This window comes from Chromobacterium sp. Panama (assembly GCF_003052555.1).
Taxonomy (GTDB): domain Bacteria; phylum Pseudomonadota; class Gammaproteobacteria; order Burkholderiales; family Chromobacteriaceae; genus Chromobacterium.
Window position 1 is genome coordinate 2,529,173 of sequence record NZ_QARX01000001.1, and the last position, 16,138, is coordinate 2,545,310.

The window sequence follows — 16,138 nt, forward strand, 5'->3', positions numbered from 1 at the left end:
GCGGGAGAAGCAAATGAAAAGCCTGGGATGGCTGCTGTGCGCCGCCGCGCTGTTGCCGGCCCACGCCGGGGTGACGGTGACGCCGGGCGACGACGAACATCTGGTGATACGCGGCCGCCTGGTGCTGGCGGAACAAGAGAGCGACGGCCGGCTGGTGCTGGCCGGCGACCGCATCGTCTGCGCCGGCGCGGACTGCGCCGAGCCCCCCGGCGCCACCGTGCTGGACGTGAGCGAGGGCTACGTCTTTCCCGGCTTCATCGACGCCCACAATCACGTGGCCTACAACGCGCTGCCCAAGTGGACGCCGCCCAAGCTCTACCAGAACCGCGGGCAATGGCAGCGCGCCGCCGCCTACAAAACCTTCAAACGCCCCTACGATCAATTGAAGAAAAGCGGCCTGATCTGCGAAATGGTGAAATACGGCGAGGCCAAGGCGCTGATCAGCGGCGTCACCACCATACAGGGCTCGCCCGCCGGCCGCTGCCTGCAAGGGCTGATCCGCAATGCGGAGAACCCCCAGTCCGGCCTGCCGGTCTCCTCCGCCCACGTCCGCACCTTCATCCTGGACGTCGGCGGCGCGCCCAAGATCGACTGGAACGCGACCGACGCCTTCCTGATCCACGTCGCCGAAGGCGTGGACGCCGACGCGCTGGCGGAATTCTCCACGCTCAAGGCCAAGGGCCTGCTCGCCCCCGGCACCGCCGTCATCCACGGCACCGCCTTCGGCGACGAGGAGTTCCGCCAGATGGGCGCGGCGGGCAGCAAGCTGATCTGGTCCCCGCAAAGCAATCTGGCCCTGTACGGCCGCACCACCCGCGTCGACCTCGCCTTGCGCCACGGCGTGCCGGTCTCGCTGGGCGTGGATTGGAACCCCACCGGCAGCGACAATCTGTTCGACGAACTGCGCGTGGCGGAAAGCGTCAACCGCCAGCAATTCCAAAGCGCGATCCGGGAACGGGACTGGGTGGCCATGATCACCCGCCACCCGGCGCGGGCGCTGGCCCTGGACGACTACATCGGCGAACTGCGCGCCGGCCTGAAAGCCGACGTCGTCATCCTGTCCAGCCGCGCCGCCGCCCCCGGCCAGGCGCTGCTGGACGCCAGGCTGCGCGACGTGGCCGCGGTACTGGTGGACGGCCGGCTGCTTTACGGCGACAGCGACGCGATGGCGGCGGCCGGCCGCGCCGATTGCGACGCGCTGACCGTGGACGGCGCGCCCAAACGGCTCTGCATGCAAACCGCCAAAACGCCCAAGGGCGAGCAGCGGCTGGACGACGTCCGCGCCGCGCTGCGCAAGGTCTACGCCGGCGTGGCGCCGCTGGCGCCCTGAGCCCGCCGCTCAAAGTCCGCGCTCCGCGACAGCGCCGATCCGGCGGCGCGCCCCCATGCCCGCGGTCCCCGCGGCGTCTCCGGCATGCGTGGATACGCAATGGACATTCCACTCCCTGCTTACGAGTGCATATGCTATAAAACAGCAAAATATGATTAATTCATAAACACCAAATCCGTTGATCAATGGAGCTTTGGCGCATGCAGCAAACTCCCGCCTCCGGCAACGACGCCTTCGAGTTTCTGTCCACGCTGCCGCCCAGCCGCGCGCAGCGCCGGCTGGCCCTGGCCGCCATCGTGGTGTCCATGCTGGTCTTCGTCTGCGCGCTGCCCTTCGCCAAGCTGCCCCTGCCCAAGGTGCCCGCCTTCATTCCCGCCTATCAGGCGGCGATGGCGGTCTGCGATCTGGTCACCGCGGCGCTGCTGTTCGGCCAGTACGCGATCTTGCGCGCTCGCGCCTTGCTGGCCTTGGCGACGGGCTATTTGTTCACCGCGCTGATGGCGATGGCGCATTCGCTGACCTTCCCCGGCGTGTTCGCGCCGGGCGGCCTGCTGGGCGCCGGGCCGCAGACCACGGCCTGGATGTATATGTTCTGGCACGGCGGCTTTCCGCTGATGGTGCTGGCCTACGCGCTGCTCGCCCAGCGCAACGACGGCCCCAAGCGCTTCGCCAGCGCGCTGCCGGCGGTGCTGGGCTGCGTCGCCGGCTCGCTGGCGCTGATGGCGGCGCTGACGGCGCTGGCCACGCTGGGCCACCCCTGGTTTCCCCCCATCATGCAAGGCAGCCGCTACACCCCCATCATGTTCGGCGTGGTGTCCGCGGTTTGGGGCTTCAGCGCGCTGGCGCTGCTGCTCTTGCTGCGGCGCTGGACGCGCACCTTGCTGGATGTCTGGCTGGCGGTGGTGATGACGGCCTGGCTGTGCGACATCGCCCTGTCCGCCATGCTCAACGCCAGCCGCTTCGACCTGGGCTTTTACGCCGGCCGCGGCTACGGCCTCTTGTCCGCCAGCTTCGTGCTGATCATCCTGCTGCTGGAAAACGGCCTGCTTTACGCGCGGCTGGCGGACACCGCCGGACAATTGCGCGTGGCCAAGCAGCAGGCGGAAGACGCCACCCAGGCCAAATCGATGTTCCTGGCCAATATGAGCCATGAAATCCGCACGCCGATGAACGCCATCATCGGCATGTCCTATCTGGCGCTTAAAACCAAGCTGAGCGGGCAACAGCGCGACTACGTCAACAAAATCCACAACGCCGGCACCTCCCTGCTGGGCATCATCAACGACATCCTGGACTTCTCCAAGGTGGAGGCCGGCAAGCTGGAAATGGAGGCCGAACCGTTCTGGCTGGACGATGTGCTGGAGGCGGTGTCCTCGCTGGTGGCGCAAAAGGCGACGGACAAATCGCTGGAATTGCTGTTCGAAGTGGGGTCGGACGTGCCCAAGGGGCTGGTGGGCGACGCCCTGCGGCTCAGCCAGGTGCTGATCAATTTGAGCAATAACGCGATCAAGTTCACGGAAAAGGGCCAAGTCGCCATCATCATCAGCCGGCTGGAACAAGTGGGCGACAAGGTCCAGCTGCGTTTCTGCGTGCACGACACCGGCATCGGCATGAGCGAGGAACAGGCGGCGCGGCTGTTCCAGCCGTTCAGCCAGGCGGACGGCTCCACCACCCGCCGTTTTGGCGGCACCGGCCTGGGCCTGACCATCGCCAAGCGGCTGGTGGAGCTGATGGGCGGCTCCATCCGGGTGGAATCCGCCCCCGGCTGGGGCAGCCTGTTCATGTTCAACGCCTGGCTGGGCGTGTCCTCCGCCGTGGACACCCGCCGCCAGGGCCTGCCCGGAGAGATCAAGGGCCTGCGCGTGCTGGTGGTGGACGACAACGCCTCGGCGCGGGACATCCTGTCCGACCAGCTGCGCTCGCTGGGCTTCTACGCCCACGCTTGCGCCTCCGGGCCGAAGGCGGTGGCGGCGATCGCCCAGGCCAATCTGGACCGGCCTTTCGACGCGGTCTTCGTGGACTGGATGATGCCGGGCATGAACGGGGTGGAAACCATCTCCCAGATTCGCAGCATCAGCCGCAGCATCAAGGTGGTGCTGGCCACCGCCTTCGGCCGCGACGACGTGCGCGCCCAGGGCGAGCTGAGCGGCTGCGACGCGGTCCTGATCAAGCCCGTCAGCCTGTCCTCGCTCTACGACGTGGTGCTGGCGATGTTCGGACCGCAGCGGGACCACGGTCTGGTGGCGCTAACCGAGGAATTGCCGCGGCTGGACGGCGTGCGCCTGCTCTTGGTGGAAGACAATCTGGTGAATCAGCAGATCGCCGTGGAACTACTGGGCGACGCGGGCGCGCTGGTGACCTTGGCCAATCACGGCGGCGAAGCGCTGGCGCGTCTGGCCGCGATGGGGCCGCAAGGCTTCGACGCGGTATTGATGGATGTGCAGATGCCGGTGCTGGACGGCATCTCGGCCACCCGGCAGATCAAGGCCGATCCCCAGTTCGCCTCCTTGCCGGTGCTGGCGATGACGGCCGACGCGCTGTCTGAGGAGCGGGAGGACTGCATGAGCGCCGGCATGGACGACTACATCGCCAAGCCGATAGACCCGCATACGATGTTCCAGACCCTGCTGCGCTGGGTGAAGCCGATACCGCCGGGCGCGGAGATCCACCGCGCCGCCTCGTCCGCGCTGGCGCTGCCGGACATCCCCGGCCTGGATCAACAGGCCGGCTTGAAACGCGTGGCCGGCAAGCGCGAGCTGTATCTGCACCTGCTGCGCCAATTCATCGCCGAGGAAGCGGACGCCGCCGCGCGGCTGTCCGCGGCGCTGGAAATCGGCGACTACGTCCAGGCCGAACGCACCGTGCACACGCTCAAAGGCGTCAGCGGCAATGTGGGCTGCGTGCAGTTGCAGGAGGCGGCCACCGTGCTGGAGCGGGATTTGCGCGCGCGCGGCGCCATTCATCTGGCGCCGCTGGAACAGGCGCTGGAACAGGTGATGACGGCGCTGCGCGCCGGTCTGGAAGCGGAAGACCGCTTATCCGGCGCCGGCGCGCCGACGGCGGACGCGCCGGCCGGCCCGGCGCTGCTGCAACAACTGGCCGCCCTGCTGGCCGCCAGCGACGGCGACGCGCTGGAACTGTTCCTGCAACAGACGCCGGCGCTGCGTGCCCTGTTCGGCCCCGATGAATTCGCCGACTTCGAAAAAGCGCTGAACCACTTTGACTTCGTCAACGCGCTGACACTGTTGCGCCACGCCGCGGCCGCCCAGCGCATCCCCTTGCCGGAGGACATAAGATGACGGACTCCGCCCCGGCGGCCCCGCGTCAGACCGTTCTGATCGTGGACGACACCCCGGAAAACCTCACCTTGCTGTATGGCTTGCTGAAAGACCATTATCGGACCCAAATCGCCAACAGCGGCGAGCGCGCGCTGGAACTGCTGGAAGGCGACGCGCTGCCGGACCTGCTGCTCTTGGATGTGATGATGCCCGGCATCGGCGGCTTCGAGACGTGCCGCCAGGTCAAGGCCAACCCGCGCACCGCGCGCATCCCGGTGATCTTTCTGACCGCGATGGGCGAGAACGAGAACGAACAGGCCGGCTTCGACGCCGGCGCGGTGGATTACATCATCAAGCCCATCTCGCCGCCCATCGTGCTGGCCCGGGTCAAAACCCATCTGAGGCTCAAGGCCGCCGCCGACTTTCTGGAAGACAAGGCCGCCTTCCTGCAAACCGAAGTGGAACGCCGCATCCACGAAGTGCAAGTGGTTCAGGACGTCACCATCCTGGCGCTGGCCTCGCTGGCGGAAACCCGCGACCATGAAACCGGCAACCATCTGCGCCGGACGCAGAACTACGTGCTCGCCCTGTGCACCCAACTGCGCAATCACCCGCGCTTCCAGGCCGTGCTGGAAGAGGAGACCATCCAGGAACTGTTCAAATCCGCGCCCTTGCACGATATCGGCAAGGTGGGCATTCCGGACGACATCCTGCTCAAACCGGGCAAGCTGACGCCGGAAGAGTTCGAAATCATGAAAACCCACACCACGCTGGGACGCGACACCATCGCCGCGGCGGAGCGGCTGCTGGACTCCCCCAGCAGCTTTCTGCGCCACGCCAAGGAGATCGCCTACAGTCATCAGGAAAAATGGGACGGCAGCGGCTACCCCCAGGGCCTGACCGGCGACGACATTCCGGTGTCCGCCCGGCTGATGGCGGTGGCGGACGTCTACGACGCCCTGATATCCCGCCGCGTCTACAAGCCCCCCTTCCCCCATGAGCAGGCGGTCGCCATCATCCGCGAAGGCAGCGGCAAGCATTTTGACCCGGACATCGTCGCCGCCTTCCTGAGCATGACGGAAACCTTCCGCGCCATCGCCCTGCGCTATACCGACTAAGAACCGCCTCCCAACCAAGCACCGCGCCAAGACCGCGCCGTATTCCGCAACAGCAATAAAAAAACAGCCCGCGCCGGATAAACGGCGAAGGCTGTTTTTACATTCCAATCAAAGCGCCATGGCCGCCATCAGCGCTTTTTCATTTGCGGGGACGCCGTTTAGGAAAGCAGAGATTTAACGGTGCTGCTGGTTTTATGCTCCACCAGCAAGGGCTCCATACTGTCTCTTTTAGTCACGTCCAGATCATGCTTGGAAATGATTTCCTTCAATTGGCAAGCCAATTCCGACATGCTGTACGAGCCCGCTTCAATATCGATCAGCAAACCGTCCACCCGGCTGCGGCTCATGCGGTTGCTTTTCCACTTGCGCTCGAAGCCGCCCGCGGCGGCCAGGCTGGACAAGGCCGCGGCGATCGAGGTCAACACCGTGGAATAACCCTTCAGGTCATGCCCTTGCACCTGCAGCAAGCCGCCCACCACCACGCTGCAGAGAATCGATCCGAAAATGGCCGTATGATGGGCGAAGCTCCAAAGCCGCTGACCTTTGCTAAACCAGTTTCGCCATCTCATGGCTTCCTGCCTGAGCGCCTCTTTATCCATCATATTTCCTCCTCGCTGAGAAGTACGCATTTGCGGCCAGTCATGAAGTCAACATAGTCAATCCAACTGAAGTTGCAAATATTGACGCGTAAAAAGCCCATTAATTTGAAATGGCCCTGGCCGAATTCGACGCTTGAAGGAACAACGCTTAAAAACTGAAATTTCCCGGAAGACCCGGCGCGTCCCAGAAAAGCGAAAAGTGAAAATCCGGGACGCCCCGCTCAAAGGCGCATCGATAAATCTATCAATCTAGACCACGGTCTTGATTCCCGAAAGTCTGATTTCCCCCTTTCCGCGCGGCGACGCTTGCAAGGGAAATCCTGAATCTGTTTCAAGCGGAACCCTATGACAATCGTCGTCTCTCGCCGACGCCGCGCCCGGCTCCGGCCCCCGACGGCGCTTGAATTCGTACGAAAAGCGCCGCGGAACTAGCCTTGGCCGCGCATTGTCTATATAATCTGGATTCTTATCTGGGGGCGACCTGGTTTCGACGAGGGTTGCGAAGCAGATGAGGGCATACCGGGATTTCAGTCACCCCGTAAAACACTGAGTTTATTTAGTCGCAAACGACGAAACTTACGCTCTGGCAGCCTAAGGGCTAGCTAGACACTACAACGGTTCGCAGATGGGCCGGGGGCGTCAAAACCCTGTAGTGTCACTTTACATCTGCTAGTGCTATGTCGGGTTACTTGGCATAGTGCGAAACAATAGGTAACTCGCCAAAGTCCAGCCTGTCCGTCGGCGTGGCAGCGGTTAAATCCAAATGACACGACTAAGTATGTAGAACTCACTGTAGAGGACTTTCGGACGCGGGTTCGATTCCCGCCGCCTCCACCACCACACCGCTTCATGATCCGTCATGAAGACTCGGAAACCCCGATAGCTCAAAGCTTTCGGGGTTTTTTGTCGCCTCAGCCTCGGCAAGGCGGCCCCCGCCCCGCCGCCCATCTATAATCCAGTCATCCCCATCTCCGCAAAGCGACCATGCCTCGCCTGTTGCCCACTTTGCCGGACAGTTTCCGGCTACGGCTGACCGCGCTGTTCGGCGGGCTGTTTCTCGCCTCGGCGCTGCTGGCCGCGCTCTTCCTGGATCAAGTGCTGAGCAGCCGCATCGTGCAGAACCAGGGCGTGGCCATGCATGCGCTGGCCGACAACATCGCCAAGGCCATCTCCACCAATCTGCAGGAACGCCATCGCGAAGTCTTGCTGCTGGCGCAGACGCCCGCCTACGTCCGCGCGCCGCTGGACGGCGACGACCTGCGCCAAAGCCTGGAACGCACCAAGCGGGCCTACCGCTACTACGCCTGGATTGGCATCACCGACCCGGACGGCAACATCGTTTCCGCCACCAGCGGCATGCTGCAGGGCCAGAGCGCGGCCAAGCGCCCCTGGTTCATCCACGGCCGCCAGGCTCCCTTTGTCGGCGACGTACACCAGGCCGTGCTCTTGGCCAAGCTCATGCCCTCCGCCGCGAATCATGGAGAGCCGCTGCGCTTCGTCGACTTCGCCTCGCCGATTTACGACCCCGCCGGCAAATTGCGCGGGGTGCTGGCCACGCACGCGCTCTGGGCCTGGGTGGAGGAAACGATACGGGAACGCCTGCCCGCCAAGACGTCTCAGCAAGTCTTCATCATCGACAAGCGCGACAATACGCTGTCGCCCTTCGAGGCGATAGGCAAGGAGCGCCCGCCCGCGCCCCTGCCTTCCGGCCGGGATTTTCAGCTCGGCGTCTGGCCCGACGGCAAGAATTACCTGTATAGCGAGGCCTGGGTGCGCGAGGCCGGGCTGGACTGGCGCGTGGTCGTCCGGCAGCCGCAAGGGCAGGCCTTGGCGGCCTTGAACCAGTTGCGCGCCAGCCTGATCCTGCTGGGCCTGGTCGCCACCTTGCTGCTGATGGTCGCCGTTTATCGGCTGGCCGCCCTGTTCAGCACACCGCTGGAACAATTGGCCGGCATCGCCCGACGCATCGGCCAGGGAGAGGAACACGCCGATTGGACGCTGCCCAGCGGCGCTCAGGAACTGCGCCAGCTGTCGCAGGCGATGCGAAGCATGGCCACCGCCCTGCTGGCCCGCAAACAGGAACTGACCGACATCAACGCCAAGCTGGAGCAGCTCGTGGAGGAGCGCACCGAGTCCCTGCGCGAGGTCAACCACGAGCTGGTGCGCACCGCCACGCGATTGGCGCAGCAGGCGCGCAGCGACGCGCTCACCGGACTGAACAACCGCATGGCCTGCAACGAACAGCTCAGGGAAGAGCATCTGCGCTACGGGCGCAGCGGCGCGCCCTACTCGGTGTTGTTGCTGGACGTCGACCACTTCAAGCGCGTCAACGATCATTTTGGACACGACGCCGGCGACCGCGTGCTATGCCACATCGCCCGACTCCTGCAAGCCACCGCCCGCCTCACGGACTTCACCGCCCGCTACGGCGGCGAAGAGTTCCTGCTGCTGCTGCCCGACACCGACGACAAGGGCGCCGCGGTTCTGGCCGAAAAAATCCGCGCCGCCGTCGAACACTCGCCGGCGCCGGACGCCGGTAAGGTCACCCTCAGCATCGGCCTGGCCATGGCCCGGCCCGCCGACGCCCAGCCTGAAACGGTGGTCAAACGCGCCGATCAGGCCCTGTACCGCGCCAAGGCCAACGGCCGCAACCAGGTTGCGCTGGACACCACGGACGGATCGCATTAAAAGTGAGCCATTGGCCCGGCCGAATCATGACAAAGAGATTCCGCCCGGCGCTGACCGCGCCCGCCACCCCCAACGCCAAGGATGTGAAGATGAAAGAGCAAATGCCGCCGCCCAAATATCAGATCAAACCTGAAACCTCAACCCCGCCCCTGCCGGCGGGCCTGTCCAAGGTACTGGATATGCTCAGCGACGCGACGCGCGCCAAAGAGGCTGAGCCGGTGGCGGACGCAAACGCGGAAGCCGGCACCGGCGAACCGCCCCCGGCGCGCTGAACGCCCGACGCGCAAGAAAAATGCCGCCGGCGCAAAGCGCGGGCGGCATGCTTGAAGCGGGAAGACCGGTTTACATCGAGGCCAACACCTTGATGCCCAACAGATCCAGACCGGTTTTCAGCGTCTTGCCGGTCAAAGCGGCCAGCTGCAGACGGCTGGCGCGAACTTCGCCCTCGCTCTTGAGAATGGGGCAAGCCTCGTAGAAGCGCGAGAACAGCGTGGCGATGTTGTACAGATACTGGGACAGGTAGTGCGGATAGCAACCGTCCACCACCGCCTGCAAAGTGTCTTCGAACTGAGCCAGCGCGGCGGCCAGATGCTTCTCCGCCGGCTCGGTGATGACGATGGCGGCGTTGGCGTCGTAACCGTCGGCCTTGCGGAACACGCTCTGTACGCGAGTGTAGGCGTATTGCAGATAGGGCGCGGTATTGCCCTCGAAGGCCAGCATGGTGTCCCAGTTGAAGATGTAGTCGCTCATGCGGTTCTTGGACAGATCGGCGTACTTGACCGCGCCGATGCCCACGGCGGCGGCGATATCGCGGCGCTCCGCTTCCGGCAGATCCGGATTCTTCTCCGTCACCAGCGCGAAGGCGCGCTCTTCCGCTTCCTGCAACAGCTCGATCAGCTTGACCGTGCCGCCGGAACGGGTCTTGAACGGCTTGCCGTCGTCGCCCATCATCACGCCGAATCCGACGTGCTCCAGCTTCATGCTCTCCGGCGCGAAGCCGGCCTTGCGGCAGATGGAGAACATCTGGGCGAAATGCTGGCTCTGGCGCGCGTCCACCACATAGATGACGCGGTCCAGGTTCAGGGTCTTATGGCGATAACGCACCGCGCCCAGATCGGTGGTGGTGTACAGATAGCCGCCGTCCTTTTTCTGGATGATCACGCCCATGGGCTTGTCTTCCTGGGTGCGGAACTCTTCCAGGAACACCACTTGGGCGCCGTCGTCCTCGCTCAGCAGGCTGGCCGCGCGCAATTCGTCGACGATGACCGGCAGGTCGTCGTTGTACGAGGACTCGCCGCGCACGTGCTCGCGCTTGAGACCGACGTTGAGCTTCTGATACACCGCCTCGCAATGCTTCAGCGACACGTCGACGAACTGCTCCCACAGTTTCAGCACGTCCTGGTCACCGCCTTGCAGCTTGACCACGTAGTCGCGGGCGCGGTTGGCGAAGTCTTCGCTTTCGTCGAAACGCACTTTGGCGTTACGGTAGAAGGTTTCCAGGTCAGACAGCTGCAATTCGGCGTCGCCGGCGTGGCTGGTTTCCACCAGGTAGGCGGTCAGCATGCCGAACTGGGTGCCCCAGTCGCCCACGTGGTTGGCGCGCACCACGTCGTGGCCGACAAACTCCATCACCCGGGCCAGCGCGTCGCCGATGATGCTGGAACGCAGATGGCCAACGTGCATTTCCTTGGCCAGGTTGGGCGAGGAGTACTCCACCATCACGCGCTGCGGCGCAACGCGGCTGATGCCAAGCTTGTCGTCTTTCAGGGCGGCTTCGCTTCGTCGGGCAAGATATTCAGGGGCTAGATGAATATTGATGAAACCCGGGCCGGCGATTTCCACCTTGTCGGCGATGCCGGCAAGATCCAGCGCGGCGACCACTTTCTGGGCCAGTTCGCGCGGGTTGGTTTTCAGCAGTTTGGCGGCGCTCATGACGCCGTTGGCCTGATAGTCGCCGAATTCCGGCTTGGACGCCGGCTGCACCACGGCGGGCGCGTCCGGCGCGCCGGCTGCCGCCAGAGCGGCCTGCACCCGTTGATTGATGAGTTGAAGAATAGTCATTAGAGCCCCAAGAATTGCCGCGAAAACGAAAATTAGTCTTCGCTTCTGAAAAAAACTACTTGTTGATTGTATTCCCGCTTGCCATCAGGGGCAATGCTTGCAACCAAGCCGCGTCGGTAAAATAAGCCTCAAACGGCGGCGTTTGGGATTTCCTGCCAAGATAGGGCTTAAAACCAGCGGGTTTCGCCCATGGCCGGCAGTTGGAACCTCGATGCGGGGATATTCCATTGCGCTAGCGCGGCGGCGAGATCGTCCTGTGGTTGGTCCAGCGGCTCGTCGGTCAGAATGAAGCTGCCCCAATGCACCGCCCAGGCGGCGCGCGCGCCGGTGTCCAGCAGAATGCGCACCGCCTCTTCCGGATTCACATGCTGAGGATGAAGAAACCAGCGCGGCTCGTAAGCGCCTATCGGCAGCAAGGCAAGATCCGCGGCGCCGATGCGCTCGCCGATCAGCCGGAACAAGGACTCCTGATAACCGGTGTCGCCCGGATACCAGAACTGAAGCCCGTCGCCGCGCACGGCAAAGCCGCCCCACAGCGCGCGGTTTTCATCGCCCATCATCCAGCGCTTGCTCCAATGATGAGCCGGCGTCAGTTCCGCCTCCACGCCGCCCAGACGGCAACGCTGCCACCAGTCCAACTCCTGAATCCGCGACGCCGGCACGCCGGCGCGCCGCAGGGTCGCGCCCACGCCCAGCGGCGCGGCGAACTGCGGGCAGCCGGCCGGCTGGCGCGCCAGACTGCGCACGGTGTTGAAATCGAGATGATCGTAATGGTTGTGGGTGATCAGCACCAGATCGATGGCCGGCAGCTCCCGCAAAGCCATCGGCGGCGGCGACTGCCGCGCCGGCCCCGCCCACTGAAACGGAGAAGCGCGTTGCGACCAGATCGGGTCGATCAGAATATTCTTGCCGCACAGCTGGATGAAGCTGGTGGCGTGGGCGACCCAGGTCAGCGACGGCCGGTCCCGGTTGGCGTTCAGCGCGGCCAGCTCCGGCGCCTGGCGCGGGATGCGCTCCAGCCTGTGCTTCACCGCCGGCATGCGGCTGCGCTGCCACTCCCAGCGCAACACGTCGGCCAGGCTTGGTTGCCGAAACGGAAACAGATTGCGGTAGCCGTCCGCCTGATGATGCGGCTGCCGCGGGTCCGGCCGGTAGACGGGCAGCGGCCAGCGGTCTTGCAGCCAGGACTTCAATCGCGACATGACGTCACCATACCGAAAGAATTCCGGCATTGTCGCCGATGAAAGAGGAAAACAAAAGACGGCCGGCGCCGCCGTCTCGCCGACGGCGCCGGCCCGCCTCCCCCGCGGTCAGCCTTGGGCGAAGGCCAGCTTCATTTCGCGCTCGCGCTTGCGTTCCGCCGCGCGCATATAGAAGTTGGCGGCGATGACACCGACGGAGACGAAGAGAATGAACAAGGTGGCCAGCGCGTTCATTTCCGGGTTCAAGCCCAGCCTCACCCGCGAGAAGATCACCATGGGCAAGGTGGTGGAGCCGGGGCCGGACAGGAAGGCGGTCAGCACCAGATCGTCCAGCGACAGCGTGAACGACAGCAGCCAGCCGGAAATCAGCGCCTGGGAGATCAGCGGCAGTGTGATCACGAAGAACACCTTCAAAGGCCGCGCCCCCAAGTCCATCGCCGCCTCTTCCAGCGACAGATTGAGCTCTCTCACCCGCGACTGCACCACGATGGCGACATAGGACACGCACAACATCACATGACCGATCCAGATGGTGAACACCCCTCGGCCCTCCGGCCAGCCAAAAGCCTGCTCCATGGCGACGAAGAGCAGCAACAACGAGATGCCCTGAATCACCTCCGGAATCACCAGTGGCGCGTTGACCATGCCGGCGAACAAGGGAAACATGCGGAAGCGGCCAAAACGCGCCAGCACGAAACCGGCCCAGGTGCCGATCACCACCGAGGCGGTGGCGGTCATCAGGGCGATCTTGACGCTGAGCCAGGCCGCGTTGATCAACTCCTCGTCCTCCAGCAGCGCGGCGTACCACTTGGTGGAGAACCCGGACCACACCGTCACCAGCTTGGATTCGTTGAAAGAGAACAGAATCAGCAACGCGATGGGCAGATAGAGAAAGGCGTAGCCCAGGCCCAGCACCAGGAAGGACAGCGGCTTGTTCGGCTTGATCATTTCGCGGCCTCCATATTCTTGACCTGGTAGTGCTGGAACAGCGCCATCGGCACCAGCAACAGCAGCACCATCGCGCAAGTCACCGTCGCCGCCATCGGCCAGTCCATATTGTTGAAGAACTCATCCCACATCACGCGGCCTATCATCAGCGTGTCGGAACCGCCCAGCAGCTCCGGAATCACGTACTCGCCCACCGCCGGAATGAACACCAGCAGGCTGCCGGCGATGATGCCGTTCTTGGACAGCGGCAAGGTCACCTGGACAAAGGCCTTCCACGGCTTGGCGCCCAGATCGTAGGCCGCCTCCAGCAAGCGCAGGTCCATTTTCACCAGATGGGCGTACAAGGGCATGATCATGAACGGCAGGTAGGAGAACACCATGCCGATATACACCGCCCAATTGGTGTGATACAGCCTCAGCGGCGTGTCGATCACCCCCAGCCACAACAGGAACTGATTAAGAAAGCCGTCGTTCTTCAAAATGCCAATCCAGGCGTAAACCCGGATCAGGTAAGAGGTCCAGAACGGCAGAATCACCAGCATCATCAGGGTGTCGCGCGCGCGGTCTGAGGCCCGGGCGATGTAATAAGCCATCGGATAGCCGATCAACAGACAGAGCAGCGTGGAGACGAAGGCCATCTTCACCGAACTGATGTAGGTGGCGAAGTACAAGTCGTCGCTCAACATGAACTTGTAGTGGCTGATGTTCAGCGCGATGGAGAAGACGTCGTCTTCCAGCTTGGTGAGCGGGGTGTAGGGCGGGATGCCCAGTTGCTGCTGCGAGAAACTGATGCCCACCACCAGCAGGAAGGGCAGCAGGAAAAACACGAACAGGAAGATGAACGGGATGCCGATGACGGTGGTCCGTCCGCTGGGCAACCATTGTTTTAATTTTAAACTTTTCATGTCAGCACCACGTGGCCGGCGCGTTCCGGCTTGGCTTGCATTGCTTGTTTTGCCGGCGGCCCCTCCCGTCTGACGCGGGCGGTGACTGGGCGGCTTCCTCTTGATCTCTCCTCGGAGTCCGGTCCGGCCCGCTGCTCGCTAGGCCGGAAAGCCGGCTCCAGGCCACCCACAGCCGACGGCTGGATGGCCCGGGACTATTCTCCACGCTGCGCCGGACGCGGCCGCCCGCGGGCCGCGCGGCGCGGGCCCGGGGTGGCGGATCGGCATGGGTTCGTCAGGTCCGGTCTTGTGGTCAATGACCGGTCTTAAGCTGTGTCCACAGCCGGTTTTGCAGGCGCATGATGTCCGCCGGCAAGGGCTTGAGCAGAAACAGCGTCTTCACCACCGCCTCCGGCGGATACACCGCCGGATCGTTGGCGATTTCCGGCTTCACGAATTTGCGCGCGGCGGCGTTGGCGGTGGGATAGAACACTTCATTGGTGATCGCGGCGTTGACTTCCGGCGACTGGATGTAATTGATCCATTTGTGCGCCGCCTCCGGATGCGGCGCGTCCTTGGGCACCACCATCACGTCGAACCAGAGCGGCGCGCCGCTCTTGGGGATTACATAAGCCAGCTGGTAAGGCCGCTTGGCCTCGCGGGCGCGGTGCTTGGCGATATTGATGTCGCCGGAGAAGCCCAGCGCCAGGCAGATGTCGCCGTTGGCCAGGTCGTTGATGTAGCCCGAGGAGTTGAACTGGGTGATGTAGGGCCGGATTTTCTTCAGCGCGGCGAAGGCGGCCTGGTAGTCGGCGGGGTTCTTGCTGTTCGGGTCCTTGCCCAGATGGTGCAAGGCGACGGCGAACACGTCGTTGGCCTGGTCCAGCACCGACACGCCGCAGCCTTTCAGCTTGGACACGTATTTGGGATCGAACAGGATGTCCCAGCTGTCCAGCGGCGTGTCCTTGCCCAGCGCCGCCTTGACCTTGTTCAGGTTATAGCCCAGGCCGTCGGTGCCGTAGGCCCAGGGCACGCCGTGGGCGTTGCCCGGGTCCGCGTCGACAATCTTGGCCATCAAAGCCTTGTCCAGATTGGCCAGATTGGGCAGCTTGGATTTGTCCAGCTTCTGATAGATGCCGGCCTCGATCTGCTTGGCCATGAAGTTGGACGTGGGCGCCACGACGTCGTAACCGGCGCGCCCGGTCAGCATCTTGGCCTGCAAGGTGTCGTCGCTATCGTAAACGTCGTACTTGACCTTGATGCCGCTCTGTTTTTCAAACCCGGGGATGGTGGACTTGGCGATGTAGTCCGACCAGTTGTACACGTTCAGCGCCTTGTCTTCCGCCTGCGCGCCCATCGCGGGGAGCAGCAGCAGCGAACAACACAGATTGCGAACCAGCTTCTTCATGACAGGTTTCCTCAATGGAACGACCGCAGCCGGCGTAGGCGCGGCCTGACCGACGACAAGTTCAGCGCCGCCCTCCTCGCCCGTTGCCGGGCCATGACGCCGCTCCCTCTCCCTTGGCGGCGGAAGCCGCCCAAGGCCCAAGGCGATGCCTGCGCGCCGAAACGCCGTTGCCGACGACACGCGCCGCATTGCCAACTTACACTGCATCGCGCGAGATTCCAGCTGTCCGTTCGCTACGATTTGTAAGAGCCGGCCCGCAAGCCGCCGCGCATCGGGATGAGGCGCGCGGCTCGCGAGCGCTCCCGAGATCGCGGACAACTTCCACGCGCCAGCTCCAAGCGACAAGGTGCCAAGGGTCATTATGGCCCGCGCGCCGTCGAAACGACGACGCGCGGACAAGGGAAACCTGTGCGGAAAACCGGCTGGCGCCGCCCCCAACAGGCTGCGGCCGGCCTCCATCGTCTCCTCTTCTTTCTCATCTCTCCGCGCCCAGCGTGTGTTTAATAAAATTCACACATCTATCTGTAACGCCATTACTTTTTAACCATGTTTTTAGAGCTGCGCAACTTTTATCGATGCTGCCGCGCAAAAAAATAAACACGATTACCACAGACTGTGCTCG

At 63.7% G+C, this 16,138-nt stretch carries 11 protein-coding genes and 1 other RNA gene; 6 read left to right on the forward strand and 6 right to left on the reverse strand.

The genetic code is table 11. The features are described from left to right. Positions 1-13: 13 nt before the first annotated feature. The 3 genes from DB032_RS11310 (at position 14) to DB032_RS11320 (ending at position 5,726) form a co-directional block, all read left to right on the forward strand. Positions 14-1,330: an amidohydrolase family protein gene (locus tag DB032_RS11310; protein ID WP_107799579.1), complete on the forward strand. Its 1,317-nt coding sequence runs from the start codon at positions 14-16 to the stop codon at positions 1,328-1,330. A gap of 200 nt (positions 1,331-1,530) precedes the next feature. Beyond that, positions 1,531-4,629 carry a response regulator gene (locus DB032_RS11315; protein ID WP_158274292.1) on the forward strand — a complete coding sequence of 1,033 codons (3,099 nt, stop codon included), beginning with the start codon at positions 1,531-1,533 and terminating at the stop codon, positions 4,627-4,629. Further along, complete coding sequence (locus DB032_RS11320; RefSeq protein WP_107799581.1) at positions 4,626-5,726, forward strand: two-component system response regulator; 1,101 nt, start codon at positions 4,626-4,628, stop codon at positions 5,724-5,726. Before DB032_RS11315 ends, DB032_RS11320 begins: the two co-directional genes overlap by 4 nt. A gap of 158 nt (positions 5,727-5,884) precedes the next feature. Here the strand turns inward: DB032_RS11320 and DB032_RS11325 are convergent, their stop codons facing one another. Then, a complete protein-coding gene (locus DB032_RS11325) occupies positions 5,885-6,328 on the reverse strand; it encodes a hypothetical protein (protein ID WP_146176650.1) in 444 nt (147 codons plus the stop codon). A gap of 469 nt (positions 6,329-6,797) precedes the next feature. Between DB032_RS11325 and ssrA the strand changes: the two genes are divergently transcribed. From ssrA to DB032_RS11340, 3 genes are all read left to right on the forward strand, one after another. Further along, positions 6,798-7,162, forward strand: a transfer-messenger RNA (tmRNA) gene (ssrA, locus tag DB032_RS11330). A 147-nt stretch (positions 7,163-7,309) separates the two neighbouring features. Then, positions 7,310-9,013: a sensor domain-containing diguanylate cyclase gene (locus DB032_RS11335; RefSeq protein ID WP_107799583.1), complete on the forward strand. Its 1,704-nt coding sequence runs from the start codon at positions 7,310-7,312 to the stop codon at positions 9,011-9,013. A gap of 26 nt (positions 9,014-9,039) precedes the next feature. After that, positions 9,040-9,285 carry a hypothetical protein gene (locus tag DB032_RS11340; RefSeq protein ID WP_107799584.1) on the forward strand — a complete coding sequence of 82 codons (246 nt, stop codon included), beginning with the start codon at positions 9,040-9,042 and terminating at the stop codon, positions 9,283-9,285. Positions 9,286-9,355: 70 nt separating this feature from the next. Here DB032_RS11340 and argS read toward each other — a convergent pair whose 3' ends face one another. From argS to DB032_RS11365, 5 genes are all read right to left on the reverse strand, one after another. Further along, positions 9,356-11,074: an arginine--tRNA ligase gene (argS, locus tag DB032_RS11345; protein ID WP_107799585.1), complete on the reverse strand. Its 1,719-nt coding sequence runs from the start codon at positions 11,072-11,074 to the stop codon at positions 9,356-9,358. A gap of 167 nt (positions 11,075-11,241) precedes the next feature. Then, entirely contained in the window at positions 11,242-12,276 is a 1,035-nt protein-coding gene (locus DB032_RS11350; RefSeq protein WP_158274293.1) for an MBL fold metallo-hydrolase, read from the reverse strand. A gap of 108 nt (positions 12,277-12,384) precedes the next feature. Continuing rightward, positions 12,385-13,224 carry an ABC transporter permease subunit gene (locus DB032_RS11355; RefSeq protein ID WP_107799587.1) on the reverse strand — a complete coding sequence of 280 codons (840 nt, stop codon included), beginning with the start codon at positions 13,222-13,224 and terminating at the stop codon, positions 12,385-12,387. Then, the gene (locus DB032_RS11360) at positions 13,221-14,129 is read right to left on the reverse strand and encodes an ABC transporter permease subunit (RefSeq protein ID WP_107799588.1); all 909 of its coding nucleotides are present in this window, start codon (positions 14,127-14,129) and stop codon (positions 13,221-13,223) included. The genes DB032_RS11355 and DB032_RS11360 overlap by 4 nt, the downstream gene beginning before the upstream one ends. A gap of 292 nt (positions 14,130-14,421) precedes the next feature. Beyond that, entirely contained in the window at positions 14,422-15,516 is a 1,095-nt protein-coding gene (locus DB032_RS11365; protein WP_107799589.1) for a polyamine ABC transporter substrate-binding protein, read from the reverse strand. Positions 15,517-16,138 lie beyond the last annotated feature (622 nt).